This is a genomic window from Streptomyces sp. NBC_00335 (assembly GCF_036127095.1).
Taxonomy (GTDB): Bacteria; Actinomycetota; Actinomycetes; order Streptomycetales; family Streptomycetaceae; genus Streptomyces.
The window spans coordinates 5,074,852-5,101,081 of sequence record NZ_CP108006.1 but is presented as its reverse complement, the minus strand read 5'-3'; the positions used below and the strand labels follow the sequence as shown (position 1 = coordinate 5,101,081).

Genomic DNA, 26,230 nt, shown 5'->3' with positions numbered 1-26,230 from the left:
GACTCCTTTGAACGTGTTCAGCGTTCAAGGGGCCGAGGGGTCGGGGCACACGGGAACGGGGAGTGGGATGAACGGGGCTGCGAAGGGTGCCATCGTCGGCGGGGTCTTCCTCGCGATGATGGGCGGAGCCGGGTACGGGGTGTACGCGCTGGTGGGGGACGCCGGCGCGGACGACGCCAAGAGCACGAGCGCGACCGGCCCAGCCGTGCCCGCCAAGGGCAGCGGGCCGGTCAGCGACAAGGACGCCGCGGCGACCGCCAAGGCGTTCTTCGCCGCGTGGACGGCCGGGGACGCCCGGGCGGGGGCCGACCTGACGAACAATCCGGCGGAGGCGCAGGGCGCCCTCGGTGAGTTCACGGCCAAGGCCTACGTGTCCAAGGTGGCGATCACCCCCGGCACGCAGACCGGCACCACGGTGGCGTACTCCGTCGCGGCGGAGGTCACCTACGAGGGGGTCACCAAGCCCCTCGCCTACGAGTCCAAGCTGACCGTGGTCCGCGGCAACACCACCGGGCTGCCGCTCGTCGACTGGCAGCCCTCGGTGCTCCACCCGGAGCTCCGGAAGGGCGAGAAGCTGCGCGGCGGCGCCCCGGCCAACCCGCCGGTCAAGGCCGTCGACCGCAAGGGCAGGGAGCTGACGGCGGAGAAGTACCCGTCGCTGCGCCCGGTGCTCGACAGCCTGCGCAAGACGTACGGGGAGCGACAGGGCGGCAAGGTCGGCGCCGAGCTGTGGATCGAGCCGGTCGCCCAGGAGGCCCCGCGGCGGACCCTGCTGACGCTGGTCGAGGGGAAGGCGGGCGAGATCCAGACCGTCCTGGACGCGGACGTCCAGGCGGCGGCCGAGAAGGCGGTCCTGAAGTTCCCGCAGGCCTCGGTGGTCGCCGTCCAGCCGAGCACCGGGAACGTCCTGGCCATCGCCGACCACCGCGGGGACGGCTTCCCCGCATCCATCAGCGGAGCCCGAGCGCCCGGCTCCACGATGAAGATCGTGACCGGCGCGATGCTGCTCGACCGCGGTCTGGTGGCGGCGGACAAGGTCGCCGAATGCCCGGCGGAGGTGACGTGGGAAGGCAAGCCCTTCAAGAACCTGAAGGGCTTCAAGCTCGACGGCGAGACCTTCGCGACGAGTTTCGCCCAGTCCTGCAACACCGCCTTCATCAAGCAGATCAAGCCGGTCGACGACGACGACGCGCTCCCGAAGGAGGCCCGTGAGGTCTTCGGCGTGGGCGGAGGCGTCGAGTGGAAGGTCGGCGTGCCCACCGTCGACGGGAAGGTCCCGGACGCGACCGGTCCGGCGGCGGCCGCCGCGTACATCGGGCAGGGCCAGATCCAGATGAACCCGCTGACGATGGCCTCGATCACGGCGACCGCCCGCACCGGGGTGTTCCGCCAGCCGGTCGTCGTCAAGGCCTCGCTGGACGGCCGCGCGATCGCGAAGGCCACCCGGAAGATGAAGCCCTCGGTGGCGGCGCAGCTCGTGCGGATGATGAAGCTGACGGCCACCGCGGGCACCGCCCAGGGCGCGATGTCCGCGGTGCACGGGTCCGACAAGGGCGCGAAGACCGGCTCGGCGGAGGTCGACGGGGCGCAGAACCCGGACAGCTGGTTCACCGGCTTCAGCGGGGACGTGGCGGCCGCGGCGATGGTCGAGGGCGGCGGCCACGGAGGCGACGCGGCGGGCCCGATCGTGGCGGCCGTCCTCAACGCGGGCTGACCCGGCCGGGGCTGACCCCGGCCCGGGGTCCGACCCCGGTCAGCCCTCCCGTACGTCGGCCAGTGCGGCCCCCGCGTGCCGGATCAGCTCGCGCGGGTCCATCGGGAACACCGTGTGCGGGGTCCCCGCGGCCGCCCAGACCACCTCGTGGGCCAGCAGGGAGCGGTCCGCGAGGACCCGCGTGCGGGTGCGGTGCCCGAAGGGCGGCACCCCGCCGATGGCGTAGCCCGTGGTCTCCCGGACCAGGGCCGCGTCGGCCCGGGTCACGGCGCCCGCGCCGAGCTCGCGGCGCACCGCCTCCACGTCCACCCGGGAGGACCCGTCCATCAGGACCAGCACGGGAACCCCGTCGGCGGCGAAGATCAGCGACTTCACGATCTGGCTGAGCTCGCAGCCGATCGCGGCGGCCGCGTCGGCGGCGGTCCGGGTCCCATCGGGGAAGGTCCGTACGTCCGGCTCCAGGCCCAGTGCGGCGAGGGCTTCGGCGAAGAGGGGGTGCGTGGTGGTCGTCATGACGGCACGCTAGCGCTCCCCGCCCCGCCGGTGCGACGCCCTTTTGCCGGCCCGGCTAGAGCGCCGAGCGCAGGGCCCGTACCAGGGCCTGGGCGCGCGGGTCGGCGGTGACCGACTTGGCGTGGGCGTTGGTGACGTAGCCGAAGCCGATGCCCGCCTCCGGGTCCGCGAAGGCCAGCGAGCCGCCGCGGCCCGGGTGCCCGAAGGAAACCGGGGACAGCAGCGGGGAGGCCGGGCCGTGCAGCATGTAGCCGGGGCCGAAGCGGGTGTTGACCACCAGCACGCGGTCGGGGCCCGAGGAGAACTCCTTGCCCGCCAGTGCGGTGGTGGCCGGGGTGAAGATCCGCGCGCCGTCCTCCACCACGCCGATGGTGGCCGCGTAGAAGCGGGCCAGGGCGCGGGCCGTGCCGATGCCCGCGGAGGCCGGCAGCTCGGCCGCCCGGTAGGCGGGGTCGTTCTCGTCGGGCAGCGGGTCGATGGCCGCGAAGGCCCGGCGGGTGAGGGAGTCCGGGTCGGCGTAGGCCTCGGAGACGTTGCGCCGCGGCCGGGTCTTGAGCAGGCCCGCGCCCTCCGGCGGGTCGACCGGCGCGACCCGGCCCACCCGGTGGGCCTCGGACTCCGGCAGGCCGATCCAGAAGTCGATGCCCAGCGGCTCCGCTATCTCCTCGGCCAGGATCGATCCCAGCGTGCGGCCGGTCGCCCGCAGCACGAGCTCGGACAGCAGCCAGCTGAAGGTCTGCGCGTGGTAGCCGTGCTCGGTGCCGGGCTCCCAGAAGGCCTGCTGCGCGGCGACCGCGCGCGGCCCGCTCACCCCGTCGGCCGCCTCGGCCGTGGTCAGTCCGCGGTCCAGCGCGGGGACTCCGGCGCGGTGCGCGAGCAGGTCGCGGACCCGGGTCCGCTCCTTGCCGCCCGCCTTGAACTCCGGCCAGTACGAGCCCACGGGCGCGTCCAGGTCGAGCAGCCCGCGCTGCTGGAGCAGCAGCGGTACGGCCGCTGCCACGCCCTTGGTCGCGGAGCGGACGATCTGCACGGTGTCCTCGGCCCAGGGCTCCGCGCCGTTCGCGTCCTTGGTGCCGCCCCAGAGGTCCACGACCTTGCGGCCGTCGCGGTACACGGACACCGCCGCGCCCCGGTCCCCGAGCACCTCGAAGTTGCGTACGAACGCGTCCCTGACGGGCTCGAAGCCCTCCGCCACCACACCCTTGATGTCCACGGGGTGTGCAACAACCTTTGACCGGCGCTTATGCCACCGATACGGAGCGCGGGTCGAAGCCGAAGGGCAGCTCCAGCCGGTGCGCCCGCATCAGCGCCTCGTCGCACAGCACGTCCTGGGTCCTGCCGTCCGCCACGATGGTCCCCTCGCTGAGGATCACCGCGCGCGGGCAGAGCTCCAGCGCGTAGGGCAGGTCGTGCGTGACCATCAGCACGGTGACGTCCAGCGAGCGCAGGATGTCCGCGAGCTCGCGGCGCGAGGCCGGGTCCAGGTTGGAGGACGGCTCGTCCAGTACGAGGATCTCGGGCCGCATGGCCAGTACGGTCGCCACCGCGACCCGGCGGCGCTGCCCGAAGGAGAGGTGGTGCGGCGGCCGGTCCGCGAAGGCCGCCATCCCGACCTGCTCCAGGGCGCCCCGCACCCGCTCCTCCAGCTCGGCGCCGCGCAGTCCGGCGGCGGCCGGGCCGAAGGCCACGTCCTCCCGGACGGTCGGCATGAACAGCTGGTCGTCGGGGTCCTGGAAGACGATGCCGACCCGGCGGCGGACCTCGGCGAAGTTGCGCTTCTCCACGGGCAGCCCGGCCACGCTCACCGTGCCGACGCCGCCGGTCAGGATGCCGTTGAGGTGCAGCACCAGGGTGGTCTTGCCGGCGCCGTTGGGGCCGAGCAGCGCCACCCGCTCCCCGCGCCCGACGGCGAGGTCGACCCCGAAGAGGGCCTGGTGGCCGTCGGGGTAGGCGTAGGCGAGGCCGGCGACTTCCAGCGAGGGCGGGGCGGGGGGCGTGGGTTCGTTCACGGGGTTCAGGGCGTTCACAGGGTCCATCCGATCAGACAGACGGCCAGCGCCGTCACCGGGAGCGCGGCCGCGTACGCCCACTGCGTGCGGGTGGCCGTCACCTCGTCGATCACCGGCATCGAGCCGGCGTAGCCGCGGCTGACCATCGCCAGGTAGACCCGCTCGCCGCGTTCGTAGGAGCGGATGAACAGGGCTCCGGCGGTCTTCGCGAGGACCCCCCAGTGCCGGATCCCGCGCGCCTCGAAGCCGCGGGAGCGCCGCGCGATGGACATCCGGCGCAGCTCGTCGCTGATGACGTCCCCGTACCGGATCATGAAGGAGGCGATCTGGACGAGCAGCGGCGGCAGCTTGAGCCGCTGGAGGCCCAGCAGCAGGGCCCGCAGCTCGGTGGTGGAGGCCAGGAGTACGGACGCGGCCACGCCGAGGGTGCCCTTGGCCAGGACGTTCCAGGCGCCCCAGAGGCCGGAGACGCTGAGCGACATGCCGGCGAACTCCACCCGCTCGCCCTGCGCCACGAAGGGCATCAGGAGGGCGAAGGCGACGAAGGGCACCTCGATCAGGAGCCGGCGCAGCAGGAAGCCGGCCGGGATCCGGGCGGCGGCCGCGGCCGCCGCGATGAGGAGGGCGTACAGGCCGAAGGCCCACACCGCCTCGCGCGGTGTGGAGACGACGACGATGACGAAGCCGAAGGTGGCGGCGAGTTTGCAGTGCGGCGGCAGGTCGTGGACCGGGGAGTTCCCGGGCCGGTAGAGCTTGTGGGCGTGGCCCGCGCCCATGTCAGGCGGCCGGTACGGCCGTGGAGGCGGCCGTCAGGTCGGCGCTGCGGCGGCGGCGGACGGTCCAGAACACGCCGGTGCCGACCGCGACGGTCGCGCCCACGCCGATGATTCCGGCGAGGCCGCCGGAGAGGCGGGCGTCGGAGACGTCCTTGACGCCGTAGTCGGCGAGCGGGGAGTCGGCGGCCGCGTGCTCGGTGACCTTCTGGTCGATGCCGTTGTCGGCGGCGACCTTCTCCAGTCCGTCGGGGCTGGAGGAGGCGTAGAAGGAGACGAAGCCGGCCAGGGCCAGCGCGGCGACCAGGCCCGTGATCCAGACGGGCTTGGTGGAGCGGGCGGCGACGGGCACGGCGGCCGGGGAGGCGGCGGGGGCGTCGACCAGCTCGCCGCCGACGCGCAGCTTCAGCGGGGCGGTCAGGCCGCGGGCGCCGTGGACCAGGTCGGGGCGGACGGCGATCACGGCGCCGACGGTGGCGGCGGTGATGACGGCCTCGCCGATGCCGATGAGGACGTGGACTCCGACCATGGCGCCGAACACCTTGGCCAGCGGGACGTCGGTGGTGCCGCCGAGGGCGAAGAGGAGGGTGAAGAAGGCGGCCGCGGCGGGCACGGAGAGCAGGGCTCCGGCGAAGGCGGCGACGGTGACCGAGCGGCGGGTGTCGGGCAGCAGCTTGACCAGCCCGCGGAAGACGGCGTAGGCGACGACCACGGTGACGACGCCCATGGTGACGATGTTGACGCCGAGGGCGGTCAGGCCGCCGTCGGCGAACAGGAGGCCCTGCATGAGCAGGACCACGGACACGCACAGCACACCCGTGTAGGGGCCGACGAGGATCGCCGCGAGCGCGCCTCCGAGCAGATGGCCGCTTGTTCCGGCCGCAACGGGGAAGTTGAGCATCTGTACGGCGAAGATGAAGGCGGCGACGAGGCCGGCGAGCGGCGCGGTGCGCTCGTCGAGCTCCCGGCGGGCGCCTCGGAGGCTGATCGCCACGGCTCCGGCGGCGGCGACACCTGCGGCAATGGAGACGGGGGCATCGATGAAGCCGTCGGGCACATGCATGGTTCTGCTCCGCTTCCTGCGGTCCGGCGAGCGGTCCGTTGAACTGTTTGTTGAGCTGTCCGTTGAGCTGAAAAAGTCTTTAGCCGTTCAAGAATAGTGCCCAGTTGCGAATCGTTGGCAAGAGCGGTGGCGTCACAAATAGCTCCGCGCGGATTCGTGGGAATGTGCGAGGCTGGGGTCAATACGGACGTAAATGTTCCGATTCGAGGAGTCTTGTCGATGTCAGCCGCCGCCGAGAATCCATCCGCAGGCACCGCCACGACCCGGGCCGCGACCGCCACGGCCCCCCTCGTCGAGGCCTCCTTCATCGAGGCCCCCTTCATCGAGGAACGTGTACGCGCCCGAGTGATCACCGACGACCCGCTCTACCGGGCCATCCCGGTCGCCCTGCGGTTCGTCACCGACGAGCCGCTGGCCGTACGGATCGTCTTCCCCGCCGACCTCTCCCCCGAGGGCACCGACAACGAGTGGGTCTTCCCCCGCGCCCTCCTGGAGGCCGGCCTCCAGGCCCCGACCGGGACCGGTGACGTACGCGTCTGGCCCTGCGGGCGCGTCCAGGCCGTCGTCGAGTTCCACTCCCCGGAGGGCGTCGCGGTGGTCCAGTTCGACATCGCCGCGCTGCGCCGCTTCCTGCGCCGTACGTACGCGCCCGCGCCCGCGGCCACCCGTTAGGCCCAGCCGGGCCCGCCCGATCCGAGCGGCTCGATCCGAACGGCCCGGTCACGCGGAACGGCCCCGCACCTTTCGGTGCGGGGCCGTTCTGCGTGCGTGGTGCCTGCCGACCGAAGGGTCAGACCTTGGCCAGCTCGCGGTCCTTGTCGGGACCGGAGCCGTCCGAGGACTCCCCGAGGTGCTTGCGCAGGCTCTCGCCCTCCACGTCCACGTTCGGCAGGATCCGGTCGAGCCACTTCGGCAGCCACCAGGCCTTGTGGCCGAGCAGCGCGAGGACGGCCGGGACGATGGTCATGCGGACGACGAAGGCGTCGAAGAAGACGGCGATGGCCAGGCCGAAGCCGATCATCTTCACCATCTGGTCGCTGGCTCCCATGAAGCCGGAGAACACCGCGATCATGATGACGGCCGCGGCCACGACCACCCGGGCGCTGTACTGGAACCCGGTGACGACGGCCTGGCCCGGCCGCTCCCCGTGGACGTACGCCTCACGCATGCGGGTGACCAGGAAGACCTCGTAGTCCATGGCCAGACCGAAGACCACGCCGACCATGAAGATCGGCATCATCGACATGATCGGACCGGTCTGCTCCACCCCGAAGAGCGAGCCGAGCCAGCCCCACTGGAAGACCGCGACGACGGCGCCGAGGGCGGCGACCACCGAGAGCAGGAAGCCGAGGGCCGCCTTCAGCGGTACCAGGACCGAGCGGAAGACGAGCATCAGGAGCAGGAAGGCGAGGCCGACGACGAGTGCCAGGTAGGGCAGCAGCGCGTCGTTCATCTTCTGCGAGAAGTCGATGTTCATCGCGGTCGCGCCGGTGACGAACACCTTGCCGCTGTCGCTGCCCTCGCGGATCTCGTGGACCAGGTCCTCGGTCTGCACGGAGGACGGGCGGTCCTTCGGGATGACCGAGATGACGGCGGCGTCCTTGGCCTCGTTCTGGGCGGCCGGCATGACCGCGGCCACGCCGTCCAGGCCCTTGATCCGCTCGACCGTCTGGTCGGCGAGCGCCTTGTCCCCGTCGACGACGACCATCAGCGGGCCGTTGAAGCCGGGGCCGAAGCCCTCGGAGAGCATGTCGTACGCCTGGCGCTGGGTGGTGGACACCGGCTGGGCGCCGTCGTCCGGCAGGCCCATCTCCAGCTTGCTCGCCGGGATGGCGATGATGCCGAGGCCGATCACGCCCGCGAGCAGCACCATGACGGGGCGGCGCAGGATGAAGCGGGCCCAGCGGGTGCCGCCGTTGGGCTTGGGCTCGGCGCCTTCGGCGGCCGGCTTGCCCTTGCCGAGGAAGCGGGACTTCGTACCGGCGGGCAGCACCTTCTTGCCGGCGAATCCGAGCATGGCCGGGACCAGCGTCAGGGCGACGAGGACGGCGAGCACCACGGTGCCGGCGGCGGCGAAGCCCATCTTGCTGAGCATCGGGATGTTGACGACGGCCAGGCCCACGAGGGCGATGACCACGGTCAGACCGGCGAACACCACGGCGGAACCGGCGGTTCCGACGGCCCGGCCGGCGGCCTCGTCCCGCTCACGGCCCTCGGCGAGCTCCGCGCGGTAGCGGGAGACGATGAAGAGGGCGTAGTCGATGCCGACGGCGAGGCCGATCATCATCGCGAGCGTGGAGGTGGTGGAGCCGAGGTCCAGCACGTTGGCGAGCGCGGTGATGGAGGAGATGCCGATGCCCACGCCGATCAGCGCGGTCAGCAGCGGCAGGCCCGCGGCGATGAGCGAGCCGAAGGTGATGACGAGGACGATCGCGGCGATCGCGATGCCGATGATCTCGCCGGAGCCCGTCTCGGGGGCTGCCTGCAGGGCGTCGCCGCCGATCTGGACGTTCAGTCCGCCGGCCTTGGCGGCCGCGGCGGACTCCGTGAGGGCCTCGCGGGTGGCGTCCGTCAGCTCCATGCCGCTGACCTTGTACTTGACGCTCACGTAGGCGGTGGAGCCGTCCTGACTGACGGCCTTGGCCTCGTACGGGCTGGTGACCGAGGAGATCTGGTCCTTGCCCGGACCGTCCTTCAGCTCGCTGACGATCTTCTCGACCTGGGGCTTGACGGCCTCGGAGTCGACCTTCTCGCCGGCCGGGGCCTTGATCACGATGCGGGCGGTGGCGCCGTCGGCGGCCATCCCCGGGAAGCGCTGGTCCAGCAGGTCGAAGGCCTTCTGGGCCTCCGTGCCGGGTATGGAGAACGAGCCTGAGGTGGGTGTGGACGCAGTTGCCGCGCCGAATCCGGCGACGAACAGCAGCGCCACCCAGACGAGGGCGACGAATCGGCGGCGCCGGAAGGCGCCCCTGCCGAGTCGGTAAAGGAAGGTGGCCACGTCGGTGGTTCTCCCGTTCGGGTCGTGGGATGGATCAGGGCATGGAATGCCGTTCCGACGACGAGAGCGGCGTGTCAGGAGAGGCAGGAATCGAGCGCGGGGACAGCGCGTGCGGGCGGCTGCCGGGTGAGCAGCCGGGCGGGATCAGACGCCGAGGGCGGGGAAGACCACGGCGTCGATGAAGTCACCGAGGAAGGTCCGGTCGACGGACCGGTCCTCGATGAGCGGGAGGGCGATGAACGCCCCGATGAGCATGTGCGGGACGAAGGCCAGGGCCGGACAGTCCGGGGCGATCTCGCCTCGGTCCACCGCCCTTCGCAGCATCTCCTGCAGACCGTTGATCTCCGGATCGACCAGCAGGTCCCGCAGCGCCTTGTGGAGCTCGGGGCTCTCGTGCACCGCGTGGGTCAGGCCCCGCATCAGCGCGGTGTCCTTCGCCATCTGGGCGTCGTCGGAGTTCTCGATCATGACCCCGAAGTCCCCGCGGATGCTGCCCGTGTCGATCTCCCGGAGGGAGACCGGCTGGGTGCAGCGCAGGGCCTTCGCGACCAGCTCGGGCTTGCTCCCCCACTGGCGGTAGAGGGTGGCCTTGCTGGACTTCGTACGGGCGGCGACGGCGTCCATGGTCAACGCCTCGTAGCCGACCTCGCGCAGGAGGTCGAGGACCGCCCCGTGGAGTTCGGCTTCCCGCTCGGGGGTGATCCGGCTTCGACGCGACATGACCTCTTCGACCATCTCGGCATCTCCTCCCGACCTTGCCCAACCGAACGAAACCGTTTCGTACGGATAGACCATACCCCGCCCACTCAACGAAACGAAACCGTTCCGTTTCGCTCGGGGAGTGGTGTCGGTCACGCGGCGAGCATCGGCCGCCGCCCCCGCGGGAAGCCCCATGGATCACCTGTACGAGTTGCCAGCCCCCCTCCGCGCGGAAAGCATTGGGGGGTGAGTCACGACGCGGCGTACCTCCGGTTCCCCCATCTCCACGACGATCTGCTGTGCTTCGCCACCGAGGACGACCTCTGGGTGGCGCCCCTGGTTCCTCCCGGAGAGCCCGCCGGCCGGGCCTGGCGGATCACCGTCGACCGGACCCGGGTGGGCCACCCCCGGTTCTCCCCCGACGGCAAGCACATCGCCTTCACCACCTGGCGCAGCCTCGACCCCGAGATCCACCTCGCCCCCGTCTCGGGCGGCCCGGCGCGCCGCCTCAGCTACTGGGGCGCCACCGACACCCGGGTCTGCGGCTGGACCCCGCCCGACAAGGACGGCCGCAGCGACATCCTGGCCGTCTCCTCGCACGGCCAGCCCTTCTCGTACTTCGCCTGGGCGTACACCCTCCCCACCGACGGCAGCCCCGGCGGCCGGCTCCCCTGGGGGCCCGTCTCCGACATCGCCGTCCACGACGAGGCCCCCGAAGGGGAGGAGCCCGGCGAGCGGCGCACCCTGCTGCTGACCGGCAAGCCCCCGCACGAGCCCGCCGCGTGGAAGCGCTACCGCGGCGGCGCCACCGGCCGGCTGTGGCTGCACGGCGAGCGGCTGCTGGAGGGCGTCGAAGGCCACCTGGACTCGCCGATGTTCGTGGGCGGCCGGATCGCCTTCCTCTCCGACCACGAGGGCATCGGCAACGTCTACTCCTGCCTGCCCGACGGCACGGACCTGCGCCGGCACACCGACCACGAGGAGTTCTACGCCCGGCACGCCTCCAGCGACGGCTCCCGGATCGTCTACCAGTGCGCCGGCGACCTGTGGATCGTCGAGTCGCTCGCCCTGGGCGCCTCCCCGCGCAAGCTGGAGGTCCGCCTCGGCGGCCCCCGCGCGGGCCGCCGCACCTACCAGGTCCCGGCCGCCAGCCACGTCGACTCCCTCTCCGTCGACGCCACCGGGCGGGCCAGCGCCGTCGTCGTGCGCGGCAGCCTGTACTGGCTCACGCACCGCGACGGGCCCGCCCGCACCATCGCCGACACCCCGGGCGTACGGGTCCGCCTGCCCGAGATGCTCGGCAGCGGCGGGCAGGTGGCGTACGTGACCGACGCCGAGGGCGAGGACGCGATCGAGATCGCCTACCTCCCCCGCGCCTCGGGCGACCGCGAGCCGCGCCGGCTCGCCTCGGGCGCGCTGGGCCGCGTACTGGAGCTGCTCTCCGATCCGGACGGGGAGCGGCTCGCGATCGCCTCCAACGACGGGCGGCTGCTCCTGATCGACGCGACCGAGGAGTCCAACGGCGAGGCCAGCGAGCTGATCCGCTCGGAGAACGGCCCCGTCACCGACCTCGCCTTCTCCCCCGACGGCTGCTGGCTGACCTGGTCGCACCCGGGCATCGGCCGCTCGCTGCGCCAGATCAAGATGGCCAAGATCGCCGGACCCGGCTCCCCCACGATCGTGGACGTCACCAACGGCCGCTTCGAGGACGAGAACCCCGTCTTCACCCGGGACGGGCGCTACCTCGCCTTCCTGTCCTGGCGCGGTTTCGACCCCGTCTACGACGTCCACACCGGCGACCTGTCCTTCCCGCTGGGCTGCCGCCCGTACCTGGTGCCGCTGTCCTCGGCCACCCCCTCTCCCTTCGCCTTCTCCCCCGACGGGCGCCCGGCGGCGGGCGGACTCGACCCGGTCGAGGGGGACTCGGAGTCCGGCGACGGAGCGGTCACTATGGAGGTGGAGGGCCTGGAGAGCCGGGTGACGCCCTTCCCGGTGTCGGCCTCCAAGTACTCGGCCCTGTACCCGGTGCACGGCGGCGGGCTGGTGTGGCTGCGCTGGCCGATCTCGGGCGCGCTCGGCGAGACCTTCGCCAACCCGGCCGACGTCAGCGGCAAGCCGACGCTGGAGTACTTCGACCTCACCAAGGCCCGCAAGACGGAGTTGGCGTCCGGACTGGACTGGTTCGCGGTCAGCGGCGACGGCACCCGGCTCGTGGTCAACGAGGACGGCGACCTGCGGGCCGTCCCGGCGACCGAGTCGGGCGACAGCGACTCCACCGTCTACCTGGACCTGCGGCGCATCCTGCACGAGGTGGACCCGGCGGCCGAATGGCGTCAGGCCTACGAGGAGGCGGGGCGGCTGATCCGCGCCTACTTCTGGGAGCCGGAGATGTGCGGCATCGACTGGGACGGGGTGCTGCGCCAGTACCGCTTCCTGGTCGAACGGGTCGCCTCCCCCGACGAGTTCGCCGACCTGATGCGCGAGGTCCTCGGCGAGCTCGGCACCTCGCACGCGTACGTGTCCCCGGCCCGCCGCAACGAAGGACCCCCGCACTACCAGCGGGCCATCGGCCTTCTCGGAGCCAACCTCTTCCCCCGCGACGGGTCCTGGGTCGTCGGCCGGATCCTGCCCGGCGAGTCCTCCGACTCCAAGGCCCGCTCCCCGCTCGCGGGCACCGGCATCCGCGAGGGCGCGGTCCTCACCCACGTGGACGGCCGGCCGGTGGACCCGGTCACCGGGCCGTACCCGCTGCTTTCGGCGGCCGGCGGCACCACCGTGGAGCTCACCTTCGAGCCCGCCGAGGGACAGGGCCGCTCGCGCCGGGTCGCGATCGTCCCGCTGATCGACGAGCGGCCGCTGCGCTACCAGGACTGGGTGGCCAAACGCCGCGCGGTGGTCCAGGAGATCAGCGGCGGAAAGTGCGGCTACCTCCACATCCCCGACATGGGCGGCTCGGGCTGGGCGCAGTTCAACCGCGACCTGCGCGCCGAGATGGCGAAGCCGGCCCTGCTCGTGGACGTGCGCGGCAACGCCGGCGGGCACATCAGCGAGCTGGTGGTGGAGAAGCTGACCCGCTCCATCCTCGGCTGGGACCTGACCCGCAACGCGCAGCCCGTCTCCTACGCCTCCAACGCACCCCGGGGCCCGATCGTGGCCCTGGCCGACGAGGCGACCTCCTCCGACGGGGACATGATCACGGCCGCCTTCAAGCTGCTGGGGCTCGGCCCGGTCGTCGGCCAGCGCACCTGGGGCGGGGTGGTCGGCATGACCGGCCGGCACACCCTCGGCGACGGCACGGTGATCACGGTGCCGATGAACGCGGCCTGGTTCCCCGAGTACGGCTGGTCCGTGGAGAACCACGGCGTGGAGCCCGACCTGCCGATCCTGCGCACCCCCCTCGACTGGGCGGAGGGACGGCACGCGCAGCTCGACGACGCGGTGCACCTGGCACTGGAGCTGCTGGAGCAGGACCCGGCGGCGGTGCCGCCCGGCTACACGGACGTACCGGACCGGCGCCGGCCGAAGCTGCCGCCGCGGGGGTGAGCGGGCGGGGCGGGCCGGCCGGCCCGCCGTACCTGCCGTAGGACATGCGAAAGGGGTGCGACCCGGGAACGGCGGGTCGCACCCCTCGGTGCGTTTCTCAGGGACTGCTGCTTACTTGTCGAAATTCTCGTCGAACGTGTCGCGGGCCTTGTCCTTGGCCTGGTCGACGGCCTGCGAGGCGCGCTCGGACACCTCGTCCTGCTTGCCGGAGGCCTTCGCCTTCTCCGCGAGTTCCTTCGCCTTGTCCTGGAACTGGTCCCTGATGCCCATGTGTCCTCACTCCTGTAGCGGTGTTCGGTAAGGGGAACCCGACCAGTCTCACTCAGGCGGACATTCCTCGCATTACGGTCAGCGGCTCGGGCTGCGTTCCTGCTCGTCCGCGGCCCCGCCGGCCCCCACAAGCCCCTTGGAAACACTGGCCAGTCGCGGCTCGAAGCGCTTCATCTCGCGCTGTCCGACTGTCGAGATGACCGCGGGCAGGTACCCGCGGATCCCCTGCATGCCCCGCAGCCACCACTGCGCGTACACGTGCGCCGAGCGCCGCTCGATGCCCGCCACGATCCGGTCGACGGCCGGCCCCAGCGGGTAGGTCCGGTTCGACGGCCACGGCAGCCGCTGGCGCAGTTCGCGCATGACCTCGTCCTGGTCGGCGCCGCGCACCATGTCGGTGTCGGTCCAGGACAGGTAGCCGACGCCGACCTTGACCCCCTTGTAGCCGACCTCGGCGCTCAGGCAGTGCGCGAAGGCCTCGACCCCGGACTTGGAGGCGCAGTAGGCGGTCATCATCGGCGCCGGGGTGATCGCCGCGAGGGAGGCGATCTGCAGGAAGTAGCCGCGGCTCTCCATCAGTACGGGCAGGAAGGCGCGGGCGGTGACGGCGCCGCCGATGAGGTTGACCTCGATGACCCGGCGCCAGGCGTCGGGGTCGGAGTCCACGAAGGGCCCGCCGGAGGCGACGCCGGCGTTGGCGACGACGATGTCCACCTTGCCGAAGCGCTGCTTGACCTCCTGCGCGACCCGGGCCATGGCCTCGTGGTCGGTGACGTCGGCGTACCAGTGGTCGCTGTCGGTGTGCAGCCGCTCGGAGACCTCCTTGAGCGCCTCGGGCTCCAGGCCCACGAGGGCCACCTTCGCGCCGCGTGCGGACAGCTTGCGGGCGAGCAGTTCGCCGACCCCGCGCGCGGCCCCCGTGACGACGGCGACCTGGCCTTCCAGACTCCTGCGAGCGCTCACGGCGTCTTCTCCTTGGCGGGCTTGTGGTTCGGGGCCTTCGGGGACTTCGAGGACTTCGGGGAGTTCTGCGCGGGGACGGCAGGGGCGGCGGGCGCAGCAGGGGCCGCGTCCGCGGCGAGGTACACCTCGGCCAGCTCGCGCACGGCGGCGGTGACGGCCTCCGGGGCCTCGATCGGGCTCATGTGCCCCACCCCGGTCAGTTCGGTGAGCCCCACGCAGTTCGGCAGCGCGGCCGCAAGCCCCCGGGCGTGCACGATCGGGGTCAGCCGGTCGCTCTTGCCGCCGATCACGGCGGCGGGCACGGTGAGCGCGGCCAGTTGCGCGTCGAGGTCCAGGGAGGCCAGCACCCCGGACCAGGCGTGCCGCACCGCGGTGGGGCACGCGTGGACGATCCGCGCGCAGGCCTCGACCTTGTCGGGCGCGGAGCCGGGGCCCATCGTGGCGTACTTGAGGACCTTGCGGGCGACGGCCGTGACGGGCCCGAGCGGGGCCCGCGACCCCAGGACGGCCCCGGTGATACGGGTCCTCGCGCGGCCGGCGCGCCACGGCAGGACCTGCGACTCCTCGACCAGCCGGCCGCTGCCGGTGCTGCACAGCAGTACGGCCGCGGCGTGCTCGGCGAACTCCGGCCTGGCCGCGGCGGCCATGATCGTCATCCCGCCCATGGAGTGGCCCGCGATGACGGCCTTCTCGCCGGGGGCGAGGGTGGCTCCCAGGACGGCGACCAGGTCGTCGGCGAGTGCGGAGGTGCCGTAGCCGGAGACGGAACCGGCCGGGCTGCGGCCGTGGCCCCGCTGGTCGTAGGCGATGACCCGGTGCTCGGTGGACAGGGCCCGTACCTGCGCGGCCCAGAAGGCGGTGGAACAGGTCCAGCCGTGCGCGAGCACGACGGCCGGGGCTCCGTCCTCGCCGTGCACCTCGACGTGCAGGCGCGAACCGTCGGCGGAGGTGGCGACCAGCTCCCGGCGGGCGGCCGGCGGGGCGTAGGGTCCCGCGGTGACGTGCATCAGGCGGCTCACGCGGCCCCCTCCTGCACCGCTTCGGCCGCACGGGCCACCGGGACCCGTTCGCGCTCGCGGACCCGTACGACCTCGTACTCGCCCAGGTCCACGCGCAGGGTCTCCTTGCGGAACTCCCCGGTGGTTCCCGGCCAGACCGTGGTGTTGCGGCCCTGCGCGTCCAGGTACCAGCTGGTGCAGCCGCCGGTGTTCCACACGGTCCGCTCCATGCGGGTCTGGACCTGCCGGTTCCACACGTTGACCGCGGACGGCCGCGCCGCGAGGGCGACCTTCCCGCCCGGACCGCTTCCACCGAGGACGGCGAGCTGGCGCATGTAGTCCGCCATGTAGTTCAGCTGCGATTCGATCATCAGGATCATCGAGCTGTTCCCGAGCCCGGTGTTCGGCCCGATGATCGTCATCCAGTTCGGGAAGCCCGCCGCGGTGGCCCCGCGCAGGGACTGCATCCCGTCCTTCCAGACCTCGGCGAGGGTCTTGCCGTCCACGCCCACCACCCGGTCGGCGATCGGCATGTCCGTGACGTGGAAGCCGGTGCCGAAGACGATCGCGTCGACCTCGGTCTCGGTCCCGTCGGCCGCGACCAGCACCGAGCCCCGGATCTCCTTCAGCCCGGAGGCCACGAGGTCCACGTTGGGCCGGGCGAGCGCCGGGTAGTACTCGCTCGACAGCAGGATCCGCTTGCAGCCGATGCGGTACGAGGGCGTCAGCTTGGCCCGCAGCGCCGGGTCCTTGATCGAGCGCGCCATGTTCGCCTTGGCGAGGGACTCGACCAGCCCGAGCTGGTTGGGGCGCTTGGTGAAGGCGCTGACCTGGAGTTCCCGTATCCCCCACAGCAGCCCGCGGCGGGCCGCCCGGGTGAAGGGGAGCTGGCGGTGCAGCCAGCGCTCCACGGAGGTGATCGCCCGGTCGGTGCGCGGCATCACCCACGGCGGGGTGCGCTGGAAGAGGGTGAGCCGCTCCACCTCGGGCGCGATGGCGGGCACGATCTGGATGGCGGAGGCGCCCGTACCGATCATGGCGACGCGCTTGCCGCGCAGGTCGTAGTCGTGGTCCCAGCGGGCCGAGTGGAAGACCTTGCCGGGGAAGCCGGCCAGTCCGGGTATCTCCGGCATCTTCGGGTCCGACAGCGGCCCGGTGGCGGAGACGACCACGTCGGCGGTGAAGTCCCCGCCCGAGGTCTCTATCTCCCACCGCATCCCGTCCGCGTCCCACCGCATCATCAGGACCTCGTGGTTCAGCCGGATGTGACGGCGCAGCCCGAAGGTGTCGGCCACGTGCTCCAGGTACTCCCGGATCGCGGGCTGGCCGGAGAAGGTGCGCGGCCAGTCGGGATTGGGGGCGAAGGAGAACGAATACAGGTGGGAGGGCACGTCGCAGGCGCACCCGGGGTAGTTGTTGTCCCGCCAGGTACCGCCGACGGAGTCCGCGCGCTCCAGCACGACGAAGTCCGTGATCCCCTCGCGCCGCAGCCGCACCGCGGCGCCCAGCCCGCCGAACCCGGACCCGATCACCGCCACGCGTACGTGCTCGCGTTCCCGCTCGCGCCCGTCCATGCCACCGCCCATGCCAGCCACCTTCGGATGCCGATGCCAACGCCCATTCAGATGCTGCCAGCAATCACTGGCACAATCGGGAGAGTAGAGCAGCCTCGTACTCATGGGTAGGGGTCGCGCCGGGAAAGTTACCGGGAGTACGCCCTAGGCTGCCCACGTGCCTGACAACGCAGCGCGAATCACGGGAGCAGGGACCACAGTGCGCGAATACCGCACGGAAGAGCTGGCCGAGGCCGCCGGCATACCCGTACGCACCCTGCGCTTCTACCGTGAGCGCAAGCTCCTGCCGCCGCCACGCCGCGAGGGCCGCATCGCCTGGTACGACGACCAGCACCTTTCCCGGCTGCGCACCATCGCCGCCCTGCTGGACCGCGGCCACACCCTCGGCGGGATAGCCGAGCTGACCGTCGCCTTCGAAAACGGCCGCGACGTGGGCCAGCTGGGTGAGCTGCTGGGCATCGGCTGGTCCGAGGAGACCCCGGTCCGCCTGACGCCCGAGGCCCTCGCCGACTACTTCGAGGGCGAGGTCACCCCGGAGAACCTGGCGGCCTCGCTCGACCTCGGCTACCTCGCCACCGACGGCGAGGAGATCGTCCACGTCAGCCGCCGGCTCCTGGACGTCTCCTCGGCCCTGGTCCGGGAGGGCGTACCGCTCTCGGCCGTTCTGGAGGCGGGCCGCCTGGTCCGCGAGCACACGGACGCGATGGCGGCCCTGTTCACGGACCTGATCTCCACGCACATCTCGGAGGAAGCGGTCCCGCGCCTGCGCCCCCTGGCCAAGAGCGTGGTCGAGGCGGAACTCACGATGTCCATGGACCGCCTCCGCCCGCCGGCGGCGGGCCCCGCCCTGCCCTCGTCCCCTCAGACGCCGAGCTCGTAGACCACGGTCACGGGCGCGTGGTCGGACCACCGCTCGGGGTGCGTCTCGGCCCGCTCCACGAACGCCTTGACGGCCTTGGCGGCCAGCCCCGGCGTCGCCACCTGCAGATCGATGCGCCAGCCGGCGTCGTTGTCGAAGGCCCGCCCCCGGTAGGACCACCAGGAGTACGGCCCCTCGGTGTCCGGGTGCAGGCTCCGCACCACGTCCACGTACCCGGCGGTGTCGTACACCTGCCCGAGCCACTCCCGCTCCTCGGGCAGGAAGCCGGCGTTCTTCCGGTTGGTCTTCCAGTTCTTCAGGTCGGCTTCCTGGTGGCAGATGTTCCAGTCACCGCAGACGACGACCTCCCGGCCGTCCGCGGCGGCCCGCACCTTGAGCTCCTGCAGGTAGGTGAGGAACTCGCCCATGAACCGGTACTTCTCGTCCTGCTTCTCGGTCCCGGCCTCCCCGGAGGGCAGGTAGAGGCTGGCGACGGTCACACCCGGCAGGTCGATCTCCAGGTACCGCCCGCTGTCGTCGAACTCCTCGCTCCCGAATCCGACCTGCACCCGCTCCGGCTCCCGCCGCGTGTAGAGCGCGACCCCGGCCCGCCCCTTGGCGGCGGCCGGCGCGAACACGGTGTGCCACCCCTCGGGCGCCCGCACCTCGTCCGGAATCTGCCCCTCCTCGGCCCGCACTTCCTGCAGGCAGACGACGTCGGCGTCGGACCCGGCGAGCCACGGGGAGAACCCCTTCTTGGCGGCGGCGCGGATCCCATTCACATTCACGGAGGTCACAGAGAACATCCCTGCACGATAGCCGGAGCGTTCCGTAGGCTGTTCGGATGTCTCAGGAGATCCAGCTCCGCGCCGTGTCGTACGACGACCCGGACGCGGTCAAGCTCAACGACCAAGTGCAGATCGAATACCAGGAGCGCTACGAGGGCGAGGGCGACGAAACCTTCCTCGACCCGGCGATGTTCGCCCCGCCGAGGGGCCTCTACCTCCTCGCCTACGACGCTTCGGGCACCCCGATCGCCAGCGGCGGCTGGCGCGGCCACGAGGCGAACGACGAGGGCTACGCCGACGGCGACGCCGAGCTGAAGCGCATGTACGTGGTCCCCGAGGCCCGCGGCCTGGGCCTGGCCCGCCGCATCCTCGCCGCCCTCGAAGCGGACGCCCGCGCGGCCGGCCGCGTGCGCATGGCCCTGGAAACCGGCGACCAGCAGCCGGAGGCCATCGCCCTCTACCTCTCCGAGGGCTACACCCTGACGGACGCCAAGTTCGGGCACTACCGCTTCCACGACTCCAGCCGCTGCATGACGAAGCCCCTGAACCCGGAAGCCTGATCCGGATCCCCCCGGCCCGGACCCCTCGGGTCGGCCCCCCGGCCCGGCCCGCTCGGCCCGGAACCTCAGATCTGCCTCTGAACTCCCCACCACCACGGTCCATCCGCCGGGCACCGCGCCCACACTGGGCCGAGGACGTCACCATGACCCAACGGGGGGCCCATGCGCACGGATCCGAGCGTCTACGAACTGGCCCACCTGGCCGGCGGACCCCAACGCGTCGCCGAAACCGCGCTGATCGCCCTGCGCGACCTCGGCGCGCTGACCATCACCGGCCCCCGCGTCCGCGCGACCGCGCCCGCACCGCCCGCCCGTCACCCGGTCGAAGCGGTGCTCACGGCGTTCTGCTCGCGCGGGCGCGGCGTCCCTGCCGCGATCGCGGCCGTGCGCGGGGCCCCGGAGACCGCGGAGATCGGGCGCCGGCTCCGCGCCCTCGGTCTCCTCACCCGCTTCCGCCACCGCCCCACCCGCGCCGGCCGCCTGCTGCTCGCCGAGGCCAAGTCGGCGGCCGCGCACCCCGCGTACGTCCTCCAGGGCCCCTCCGCCATCGAGGACCGGCTGCTGCGGGGCCTGATCACCGGCACCCGCACCCCGACGGTCCTGGACCGCCTCAGGCCCCGCCCCCCGGCCCTGGACCGCGACGGCAGCGGAAGCTGCGGCAGCGGTGGCGACTTCAGCGGCTTCGGCGGCGGCGGCTCCGGAAGCGATTCCTGACCCGAACGCAAAAAATCCCGCCCGGTCTTCCGACCGGACGGGATCTCATGACGTTCCCGGGAGCAACCCGTGAACTGTCGTTTGTGGACCTGTGGGGATTTGAACCCCAGACCCCCTCGATGCGAACGAGGTGCGCTACCAGACTGCGCCACAGGCCCTTGCGACGTGTGAAACATTAGCATCCCCTCGCGGGTGCTCCAAAACCGGTATCGGGGAGCGTCCGCGCAGGTCATCGATCACTCGTTCGCGGCGCGCGGGCGCTCGTCGCCCTCGTACTGGTCGAAGAGGGGGGTACGGGCCGCGTCGCGCGGACGGTGCCGCGGCGACGGGGTCGACGGGGGCGCCGGCTGGGCGCGCAGGCGGGGTTCGGTCGGCTCGGCCGTGCTGGAGCGGGCCGCGCTCCAGGGGTCCGGGGTGGCCGGACCGGTGGCGCGCGGGGCGACCGGGGCCGTCACGTACGTCGGCAGCGGCACCGGGACGGGCTCCCAGCTGTCACCGCGGGCGGGGCCGCGCTCGCGCTCGCGCTGCTGGTCCACCCACTCCGCGTGGTCGGTCTGCTCGACCAGGGCGCGCCGGCCGGCCTCCTGCGGGGAGACGGGTGGCGCGGGGTCCGGGTCGGAGCCGGCCGCGGCGGCATCTTCGGAGTGGCGGCGGCGCGGGCGGTTCTCGCGCAGGTGGCGGGCGGCCGCCTCGGCGCGCCGCCGGTCCATCGTGAACTCGTAGCGGCGTCGCTCCTGGACCCGCAGGTGCACGATGTACGTGCTCAGCAGCAGGGCGGGCACGGCCGGGGCCCACAGGTACTGGAGTCCGCCGACGGCGGCGGACACCGCGCCGAGGGTGAAGATCAGGAAGAGCAGCGCGGTGGTGCGCCGGCGGCGGGCCAGGACGACCAGGCGCTGCTCGCGGCGGGCCCGCTCCGCGCGGTCGGCCCGCTCGGAGGCGGCCGATCTCGGCTCGGACCGGGTCGGCGGGGGCACGACGACCGCCCGGGCGTCGGCGGCGTCCACGGGTTTCACCGTTTCCGTCGCGGCGTCCGGGTCCGCGGGGGGCTGGGGCTGCGCCTCCTCGTCACCGCGCTCACGCAGTCCCTTGGCGTAACGGCGCTCCATTCCCGCCCGGCCGGAAAGCAGCCGGATGGCGGTGGAGAAGCGTTCCGTCGGACGGGCTTCGTTCAGCTCGTCCTGCCTCCGGAGCCACATGGGCACCAAGTAGGCGGCCCAGGCCCCGACAATGACTGCGTAGATGAGGCCGCTGCTGCTCACACCCCACACCGTAGAGGGGCGCGGCCGGGCGGATCCGCCAATTGGGACGGCGTGTCGCACGATCTCGCTGATATCACGGACTTTTTTTGTGATTCTTCGGATCAGGTTATGGGCGAATCGGTCATTGAGCGAAGGAATTCGAACAGATATCGGATTCCTATTGTCCGGGCGGCGTGTCGGGACCGTGCGGATGACGTTCGCGGTGCCAGCGGTGCAACAGCCCCTCGCGCACTTCCTCCGTAGTCAGCGCGTACACGAGGTGATCGCGCCAGGCCCCGTCGATGTGCAGGTACCGCGGGCGCAGTCCCTCCTCGCGGAAGCCGAGCTTCTCCACCACCCGCCGGCTCGGACCGTTCTCCGGCCGGATGCACACCTCGATCCGGTGCAGCCCGACCTTGGCGAAGCAGTGGTCCACCGCCAGCGCGACCGCCGTCGGCATCACGCCGCGGCCCGCCACGTCCCGGTCCACCCAGTAGCCGACGTGGCCCGCGCACATCGAGCCCCAGGTGATCCCGGCGACCGTCAGCTGGCCCACCAGGCGGCCCTGGTACTCGATGACGAACGGCAGCATGCGCCCCGCGTTCGCCTCCGCCCGCAGGTGGCGCACCATCTGGCGGTACGTCGGCCGCTGGATCACCGGCCCCCAGGGCGCGGGCGGCGGAATGGTCGCCTCCCACGGCCGGAGCCAGTCGCGGTTGCGGCGGTTGACCTCGCGCCAGGCGGCCTGGTCCCGCAGCCTTATCGGCCGGAGCGTGACATCGCCGTCCGCCAGCACCACCGGCCAGGTGGGGCCGTTCAGCTCGCGCTCCCCGGCGGTCTGCCCTCGGGACGAGGGTGGTCGCCGCCGCGGATCTGGTCGACGGCGTGCAGCAGGACCCGGGACAGGACCGCGATCCCGTCGCGGACCCCGCCCGTGGAACCGGGCAGGTTCACGATCAGGGTGTGTCCGGCGACGCCCGCCAGGCCCCGGGACAGGGCCGCGGTGGGCACCTTCGCCAGGGACTCGGCCCGGATGGCCTGCGGGATGCCCGGGATCTCGTAGTCCAGTACCCGGGCGGTGGCGTCGGGGGTCCGGTCGGTCGGCGAGATGCCGGTGCCGCCGGTGGTCAGGATGACGTCGTACCCGGCGGCCACGCCCTCGCGCAGGGCCGCCTCCACGGGGTCGCCGTCGGGGACCACGCGCGGGCCGTCCACCGCGAAGCCGAGCGCGCGCAGGCCCTCGGCGAGCACCGGGCCGCCCTTGTCCGCGTACACGCCCTGCGAGGCACGGTTCGAGGCCGTGACCACCAGTGCGCGCGGCACGGGGGCTCCCGCCGTCACCGGGTCCGCCTCCCGGGCAGGGGCGTGGGCGTGGCTGTGGACCTCGCCGCCGCGCGGGGCGTTCACGAGCGCGCCCAGTCGCCGGACTTGCCGCCCGTCTTCTCCTCGACCCGCACGTCGGTGATGACCGCGCCCTTGTCGACGGCCTTGACCATGTCGATGACGGTGAGCCCGGCGACCGCGACGGCGGTCAGCGCCTCCATCTCGACGCCCGTACGGTCGGCGGTCTTGACGGTGGCGAGGATCTCGACGGCGTCGTCGGTGACCTTCAGGTCCACCTTCACCCCGGAGACGGCCAGCGGGTGGCACAGCGGGATCAGGTCGGGGGTCTTCTTCGCCCCCATGATCCCGGCGATCCGCGCGGTGGCGAGGGCGTCGCCCTTGGGCACGCCCTCGCCCCGCAGCAGTTCGATGACCCGGGGAGAGACGAGCACGCGGCCGCTGGCCCGCGCCGTCCGGGTGGTGACGTCCTTCGCCGAGACGTCGACCATCCGGGCCGCGCCGGCCTCGTCGATGTGCGTCAGCCTGGTGCCGGCGGGGCCGCCGGCGCTGCTCTGCGTACTCATATCTGCGTGCCGCTCCCGTCCGGGCCCCGCAAGGGCCTGTGTGGTGCAACACGCTACCCGCATCCGCCGGACCTCAGCCGAGCAGGACCACTTCCAGCTCGGCCCCGGGCTCCACCGAGGTGACGTCCTCCGGTACGACCATCAGCGAGTCGGCGTGCGCCAGCGCGGCGATCAGGTGCGAGCCCGCTCCGCCGACCGGGCTGACCGTGCCGGACTCCGCGTCGTACTTGCCGCGCAGGAACTGCCGGCGACCCGCCGGGGAGCCGATCGCCTTGTCCGCCTCGAGCACCGCGCGCACGCTCGGGCGGCTGACCTCGGAGGCGGGCAGGCCCATGAGGGCTCGGATCGCGGGGCGCACGAACAGCTCGAAGGAGACGTAGGAGGAGACCGGGTTTCCGGGCAGGGCCAGCAGCGGGGTGTGGTCGGGGCCGATGGTGCCGAAGCCCTGGGGCTTGCCGGGCTGCATGGCGAGCTTGCGGAAGTCGATGCCGGCGCCGTCGACCTCGTCATCGCCCGTGGAGACGGCCGTGAGGGCCTCCTTGACCACGTCGTACGCGCCGACGCTGACCCCTCCGGTGGTGACCAGCAGGTCGGCCCGGATGAGTTGGTCCTCGATGGTGGAGCGCAGGGTGTCGGCGTCGTCGGCGACGGCTCCGACCCGGTAGGCGATGGCCCCGGCGTCCCGCGCCGCGGCGGCCAGGGCGAAGCTGTTGGAGTCGTAGATCGTGCCGGCCGTGAGGGCCTCGCCGGGCTGGACCAGTTCACTGCCGGTGGACAGGACGACCACGCGCGGGCGCGGACGCACCCGTACGGTGCCCCGCCCGATGGCGGCCAGCAGGGCGATCTGCGGCGGCCCGAGGACGGTGCCCGCGGCGAGCGCGAGGTCACCGGCCTGTACGTCGCTGCCGCGGGCGCGGACGTGCGCGCGTGCCTCGGCGGGCCGGTGGACCCGTACCTCGCCGGCGGCGCCCTCGGGCGACTCGCTGGCGGGGGTCATTCCGGTGGCGGCGCCGCCGCCCGTGCCGCCGTCGGTCCACTCGACCGGTACGACGGCTTCCGCGCCGGGGGGCAGCGGGGCGCCGGTCATGATGCGGGCGGCCTGGCCGGGGCCCACGGTCGGCAGCTCGCCGTCGCCGGCCGCCACGTCCCCGATGACCGTCAGCACCGCGGGGAACTCCTCGCTGGCGCCCTGGACATCGGCGGTCCGGACGGCGTACCCGTCCATCGAGCTGTTGTCGAAGGGCGGCAGGGCGACGGGCACGGTGACGTCCTCGACGAGGACGCAGCCCTGGGCGTCCAGCAGCTGGAGCTCGATGGGCTCCAGCGGCCGGACCGTACCGAGGACGTCCGCCAGGTGCTCGTCCACCGACCAGAGGCGCTGGGAGTGGCCGTCCTGCGGTGCGTCGGGCTTGCTCAAGTTCCTACATCTCCTCCGTGACGTAATGGTGAAGCCAGGTGCGGAACTCCGGGCCCAGGTCCTCACGCTCGCACGCGAGTCGGACGATGGCCCGCAGGTAGTCCCCGCGGTCCCCGGTGTCGTAGCGGCGGCCCCGGAAGACCACGCCGTGCACCGGGCCCCCGACGGTCTCGTCGGCGGCCAGCTTCTGCAGGGCGTCGGTCAGCTGGATCTCACCGCCGCGGCCCGGCTCGGTCTCACGCAGTATGCCGAAGATCGCCGGATCGAGGACGTATCGTCCGATGACCGCGTAATTGCTGGGCGCGTCCGCGGCGTCCGGCTTCTCCACCAGACCGGTGATGCGGACCACGTCCGACTCGTCGGTGGGCTCGACGGCGGCGCAGCCGTACAGGTGCACCTGGGAGGGGTCGACCTCCATCAGCGCGACGACGGTGCCGCCGGACCTCTGCTGGATCTCCGTCATCCGGCGCAGCAGCGGATCGCGGGGGTCGATGAGGTCGTCGCCGAGGAGGACGGCGAAGGGTTCGTCGCCCACGTGCGGCTCGGCGCACAGCACGGCGTGGCCGAGGCCCCGGGGGTCGCCCTGGCGGACGTAGTGCATGGTCGCCAGGTCGCTGGATTCCTGGACCTTCTTGAGCTTGTCGTCGTCGCCCTTGGCGATGAGCGCCGACTCCAGCTCGTAGTTGCGGTCGAAGTGGTCTTCGAGAGCACGCTTGTTACGGCCCGTGATCATGAGAATGTCGTCGAGGCCGGCCGAGACCGCCTCCTCGACGACGTACTGGATGGCCGGCTTGTCCACCACAGGGAGCATTTCCTTGGGCGTCGCCTTGGTAGCGGGAAGGAACCGAGTGCCGAGGCCCGCGGCCGGGATGACAGCCTTTTTGATCACGGGGTGCAACTGAGTCATGGGCGGAACGATAGTGGTTCGCGATGAGGGCCACGTGAGATTCAGATGAACATGATCAGGTTTACCCCCATAGAAAGGGATACGAGCCAACCGTGACAGAGAACCAGCCGTCGACGGCCAAGGCGGACCTGCGCCGCGAACTCCTCGCGGCCCGCCGCACCCTGTCCGCCGACACCCTGCGCACCGCGGCCCGAGCCCTCTCCCGCTCCGCCCTGGAACTGCCCGAACTCGCCGCCGCCCGCACCGTGGCCGCCTACGTCTCCATCGGCTCCGAACCCGGCACCCGCGAGCTGCTCGACGCCCTCCGGGCGGCAGGCATCCGCGTGCTGCTGCCCGTCCTGCTGCCCGACAACGACCTCGACTGGGCCGCGTACGAAGGCCCCTGGAGCCTGGCCGAGGCCGCGCACCCGGGGAAGATGCGGCTCCTGGAGCCCACCGGTCCCCGCCTCGGCCCGGACGCGGTGACCGGCGCCGACGCCGTACTGCTGCCCGGACTGGCCGTGGACCGGCGGGGGATGCGGCTCGGCCGGGGCGGAGGCTCGTACGACCGGGTGCTGGAGCGGCTGGAGCGCGCCGGGGCGCATCCCGCGCTGGTCGTGCTGCTCTACGACGACGAGGTGGTCGCGCGGGTCCCGGAGGAACCGCACGACCACCCCGTACGAGCGGTGGCCACCCCGTCGGGGGTGCTCCGCTTCGGCGCCTAGCCGGCCTGGACCCGGC

25 protein-coding genes and 1 tRNA gene are annotated in these 26,230 nt (G+C 72.4%); 7 read left to right on the top strand and 19 right to left on the bottom strand.

The features are described from left to right. Positions 1–67: 67 nt before the first annotated feature. Positions 68–1,714: a penicillin-binding transpeptidase domain-containing protein gene (locus OHA37_RS23070; protein WP_266908064.1), complete on the top strand. Its 1,647-nt coding sequence runs from the start codon at positions 68–70 to the stop codon at positions 1,712–1,714. 39 nt (positions 1,715–1,753) lie between these two features. Here OHA37_RS23070 and OHA37_RS23065 read toward each other — a convergent pair whose 3' ends face one another. The 5 genes from OHA37_RS23065 to OHA37_RS23045 are packed head-to-tail and all read right to left on the bottom strand — an operon-like array spanning position 1,754 to position 6,072. Then, positions 1,754–2,227, bottom strand: coding sequence for a YbaK/EbsC family protein (locus OHA37_RS23065; protein ID WP_266908062.1), 474 nt, complete (start codon positions 2,225–2,227; stop codon positions 1,754–1,756). A gap of 55 nt (positions 2,228–2,282) precedes the next feature. Further along, complete coding sequence (locus OHA37_RS23060; RefSeq protein WP_266908060.1) at positions 2,283–3,440, bottom strand: serine hydrolase domain-containing protein; 1,158 nt, start codon at positions 3,438–3,440, stop codon at positions 2,283–2,285. 28 nt (positions 3,441–3,468) lie between these two features. Further along, on the bottom strand, positions 3,469–4,263 hold the full coding sequence (locus OHA37_RS23055) for an energy-coupling factor ABC transporter ATP-binding protein (protein WP_328694042.1): 795 nt from the start codon (positions 4,261–4,263) through the stop codon (positions 3,469–3,471). Continuing rightward, positions 4,251–5,012 (bottom strand): cobalt ECF transporter T component CbiQ, encoded by a 762-nt coding sequence (gene cbiQ / locus OHA37_RS23050; RefSeq protein WP_266908058.1) that lies wholly within the window; start codon positions 5,010–5,012, stop codon positions 4,251–4,253. The genes OHA37_RS23055 and cbiQ overlap by 13 nt, the downstream gene beginning before the upstream one ends. A gap of 1 nt (position 5,013) precedes the next feature. Continuing rightward, positions 5,014–6,072, bottom strand: a complete 1,059-nt coding sequence (locus tag OHA37_RS23045; RefSeq protein WP_266908056.1) for an energy-coupling factor ABC transporter permease — start codon at positions 6,070–6,072, stop codon at positions 5,014–5,016. Positions 6,073–6,291: 219 nt separating this feature from the next. Here OHA37_RS23045 and OHA37_RS23040 point away from each other — a divergent pair, with 219 nt between their 5' ends. Beyond that, positions 6,292–6,744, top strand: coding sequence for an SsgA family sporulation/cell division regulator (locus OHA37_RS23040; RefSeq protein ID WP_266908054.1), 453 nt, complete (start codon positions 6,292–6,294; stop codon positions 6,742–6,744). A gap of 118 nt (positions 6,745–6,862) precedes the next feature. Here OHA37_RS23040 and OHA37_RS23035 read toward each other — a convergent pair whose 3' ends face one another. Then, positions 6,863–9,070 carry an MMPL family transporter gene (locus tag OHA37_RS23035; RefSeq protein ID WP_266908052.1) on the bottom strand — a complete coding sequence of 736 codons (2,208 nt, stop codon included), beginning with the start codon at positions 9,068–9,070 and terminating at the stop codon, positions 6,863–6,865. A gap of 144 nt (positions 9,071–9,214) precedes the next feature. Continuing rightward, positions 9,215–9,805, bottom strand: coding sequence for a TetR/AcrR family transcriptional regulator (locus OHA37_RS23030; protein ID WP_266908050.1), 591 nt, complete (start codon positions 9,803–9,805; stop codon positions 9,215–9,217). Positions 9,806–10,015: 210 nt separating this feature from the next. Between OHA37_RS23030 and OHA37_RS23025 the strand changes: the two genes are divergently transcribed. Continuing rightward, positions 10,016–13,312, top strand: coding sequence for a S41 family peptidase (locus tag OHA37_RS23025; RefSeq protein ID WP_266908048.1), 3,297 nt, complete (start codon positions 10,016–10,018; stop codon positions 13,310–13,312). A gap of 111 nt (positions 13,313–13,423) precedes the next feature. Here OHA37_RS23025 and OHA37_RS23020 read toward each other — a convergent pair whose 3' ends face one another. The 4 genes from OHA37_RS23020 to OHA37_RS23005 all read right to left on the bottom strand — a co-directional run bounded on the left by OHA37_RS23020 (position 13,424) and on the right by OHA37_RS23005 (position 17,129). Beyond that, a complete protein-coding gene (locus tag OHA37_RS23020; protein WP_266908046.1) occupies positions 13,424–13,582 on the bottom strand; it encodes a hypothetical protein in 159 nt (52 codons plus the stop codon). Between the two features lie 78 nt (positions 13,583–13,660). Then, positions 13,661–14,545 (bottom strand): SDR family oxidoreductase, encoded by an 885-nt coding sequence (locus OHA37_RS23015; RefSeq protein WP_266908044.1) that lies wholly within the window; start codon positions 14,543–14,545, stop codon positions 13,661–13,663. Then, a complete protein-coding gene (locus OHA37_RS23010) occupies positions 14,542–15,564 on the bottom strand; it encodes an alpha/beta fold hydrolase (RefSeq protein WP_266908042.1) in 1,023 nt (340 codons plus the stop codon). Before OHA37_RS23010 ends, OHA37_RS23015 begins: the two co-directional genes overlap by 4 nt. After that, positions 15,561–17,129: a flavin-containing monooxygenase gene (locus tag OHA37_RS23005; RefSeq protein WP_266908040.1), complete on the bottom strand. Its 1,569-nt coding sequence runs from the start codon at positions 17,127–17,129 to the stop codon at positions 15,561–15,563. Before OHA37_RS23005 ends, OHA37_RS23010 begins: the two co-directional genes overlap by 4 nt. Before the next feature lie 145 nt (positions 17,130–17,274). Between OHA37_RS23005 and OHA37_RS23000 the strand changes: the two genes are divergently transcribed. After that, positions 17,275–17,997 (top strand): MerR family transcriptional regulator, encoded by a 723-nt coding sequence (locus tag OHA37_RS23000; protein ID WP_266908038.1) that lies wholly within the window; start codon positions 17,275–17,277, stop codon positions 17,995–17,997. Here the strand turns inward: OHA37_RS23000 and OHA37_RS22995 are convergent. Then, on the bottom strand, positions 17,979–18,782 hold the full coding sequence (locus OHA37_RS22995; protein WP_266908036.1) for an exodeoxyribonuclease III: 804 nt from the start codon (positions 18,780–18,782) through the stop codon (positions 17,979–17,981). The two genes, OHA37_RS23000 and OHA37_RS22995, sit on opposite strands and share 19 nt — an antisense overlap. Positions 18,783–18,820: 38 nt before the next feature. Between OHA37_RS22995 and OHA37_RS22990 the strand changes: the two genes are divergently transcribed. Then, positions 18,821–19,324: a GNAT family N-acetyltransferase gene (locus tag OHA37_RS22990; protein WP_266908034.1), complete on the top strand. Its 504-nt coding sequence runs from the start codon at positions 18,821–18,823 to the stop codon at positions 19,322–19,324. A 162-nt stretch (positions 19,325–19,486) separates the two neighbouring features. Then, positions 19,487–20,038 carry a TIGR04222 domain-containing membrane protein gene (locus tag OHA37_RS22985; protein ID WP_266908032.1) on the top strand — a complete coding sequence of 184 codons (552 nt, stop codon included), beginning with the start codon at positions 19,487–19,489 and terminating at the stop codon, positions 20,036–20,038. 84 nt (positions 20,039–20,122) lie between these two features. On the opposite strand, the gene OHA37_RS22980 is transcribed toward OHA37_RS22985, so the two are convergent. The 7 genes from OHA37_RS22980 to galU all read right to left on the bottom strand — a co-directional run bounded on the left by OHA37_RS22980 (position 20,123) and on the right by galU (position 25,510). After that, positions 20,123–20,196: transfer RNA gene (locus tag OHA37_RS22980), tRNA-Ala, on the bottom strand. Between the two features lie 78 nt (positions 20,197–20,274). Beyond that, positions 20,275–21,300 (bottom strand): divisome protein SepX/GlpR, encoded by a 1,026-nt coding sequence (sepX, locus tag OHA37_RS22975; protein WP_266908030.1) that lies wholly within the window; start codon positions 21,298–21,300, stop codon positions 20,275–20,277. A gap of 157 nt (positions 21,301–21,457) precedes the next feature. Then, on the bottom strand, positions 21,458–22,078 hold the full coding sequence (locus OHA37_RS22970; RefSeq protein ID WP_266908028.1) for a GNAT family N-acetyltransferase: 621 nt from the start codon (positions 22,076–22,078) through the stop codon (positions 21,458–21,460). A gap of 17 nt (positions 22,079–22,095) precedes the next feature. Beyond that, positions 22,096–22,620 carry a MogA/MoaB family molybdenum cofactor biosynthesis protein gene (locus OHA37_RS22965; protein ID WP_266913002.1) on the bottom strand — a complete coding sequence of 175 codons (525 nt, stop codon included), beginning with the start codon at positions 22,618–22,620 and terminating at the stop codon, positions 22,096–22,098. A gap of 62 nt (positions 22,621–22,682) precedes the next feature. Further along, the gene (moaC, locus tag OHA37_RS22960; protein ID WP_266908026.1) at positions 22,683–23,186 is read right to left on the bottom strand and encodes a cyclic pyranopterin monophosphate synthase MoaC; all 504 of its coding nucleotides are present in this window, start codon (positions 23,184–23,186) and stop codon (positions 22,683–22,685) included. A gap of 73 nt (positions 23,187–23,259) precedes the next feature. Next, positions 23,260–24,603 (bottom strand): molybdotransferase-like divisome protein Glp, encoded by a 1,344-nt coding sequence (glp, locus tag OHA37_RS22955; RefSeq protein ID WP_266908024.1) that lies wholly within the window; start codon positions 24,601–24,603, stop codon positions 23,260–23,262. A 4-nt stretch (positions 24,604–24,607) separates the two neighbouring features. Further along, a complete protein-coding gene (gene galU / locus OHA37_RS22950) occupies positions 24,608–25,510 on the bottom strand; it encodes a UTP--glucose-1-phosphate uridylyltransferase GalU (protein ID WP_266908022.1) in 903 nt (300 codons plus the stop codon). Between the two features lie 92 nt (positions 25,511–25,602). Between galU and OHA37_RS22945 the strand changes: the two genes are divergently transcribed. Further along, positions 25,603–26,214, top strand: coding sequence for a 5-formyltetrahydrofolate cyclo-ligase (locus tag OHA37_RS22945; RefSeq protein ID WP_266908020.1), 612 nt, complete (start codon positions 25,603–25,605; stop codon positions 26,212–26,214). Positions 26,215–26,230 lie beyond the last annotated feature (16 nt).

Bases quoted from the DNA above. Each gene is read 5' to 3' on its own strand.
- OHA37_RS23070 (WP_266908064.1), top strand. From the start codon at position 68: ATGAACGGGGCTGCGAAGGGTGCCATCGTCGGCGGGGTCTTCCTCGCG.
- OHA37_RS23065 (WP_266908062.1), bottom strand. From the start codon at position 2,227: ATGACGACCACCACGCACCCCCTCTTCGCCGAAGCCCTCGCCGCACTG.
- OHA37_RS23055 (WP_328694042.1), bottom strand. From the start codon at position 4,263: ATGGACCCTGTGAACGCCCTGAACCCCGTGAACGAACCCACGCCCCCC.
- cbiQ (WP_266908058.1), bottom strand. From the start codon at position 5,012: ATGGGCGCGGGCCACGCCCACAAGCTCTACCGGCCCGGGAACTCCCCG.
- OHA37_RS23045 (WP_266908056.1), bottom strand. From the start codon at position 6,072: ATGCATGTGCCCGACGGCTTCATCGATGCCCCCGTCTCCATTGCCGCA.
- OHA37_RS23040 (WP_266908054.1), top strand. From the start codon at position 6,292: ATGTCAGCCGCCGCCGAGAATCCATCCGCAGGCACCGCCACGACCCGG.
- OHA37_RS23030 (WP_266908050.1), bottom strand. From the start codon at position 9,805: ATGGTCGAAGAGGTCATGTCGCGTCGAAGCCGGATCACCCCCGAGCGG.
- OHA37_RS23020 (WP_266908046.1), bottom strand. From the start codon at position 13,582: ATGGGCATCAGGGACCAGTTCCAGGACAAGGCGAAGGAACTCGCGGAG.
- OHA37_RS23005 (WP_266908040.1), bottom strand. From the start codon at position 17,129: ATGGGCGGTGGCATGGACGGGCGCGAGCGGGAACGCGAGCACGTACGC.
- OHA37_RS22995 (WP_266908036.1), bottom strand. From the start codon at position 18,782: ATGTTCTCTGTGACCTCCGTGAATGTGAATGGGATCCGCGCCGCCGCC.
- OHA37_RS22990 (WP_266908034.1), top strand. From the start codon at position 18,821: ATGTCTCAGGAGATCCAGCTCCGCGCCGTGTCGTACGACGACCCGGAC.
- OHA37_RS22985 (WP_266908032.1), top strand. From the start codon at position 19,487: ATGCGCACGGATCCGAGCGTCTACGAACTGGCCCACCTGGCCGGCGGA.
- moaC (WP_266908026.1), bottom strand. From the start codon at position 23,186: ATGAGTACGCAGAGCAGCGCCGGCGGCCCCGCCGGCACCAGGCTGACG.
- galU (WP_266908022.1), bottom strand. From the start codon at position 25,510: ATGACTCAGTTGCACCCCGTGATCAAAAAGGCTGTCATCCCGGCCGCG.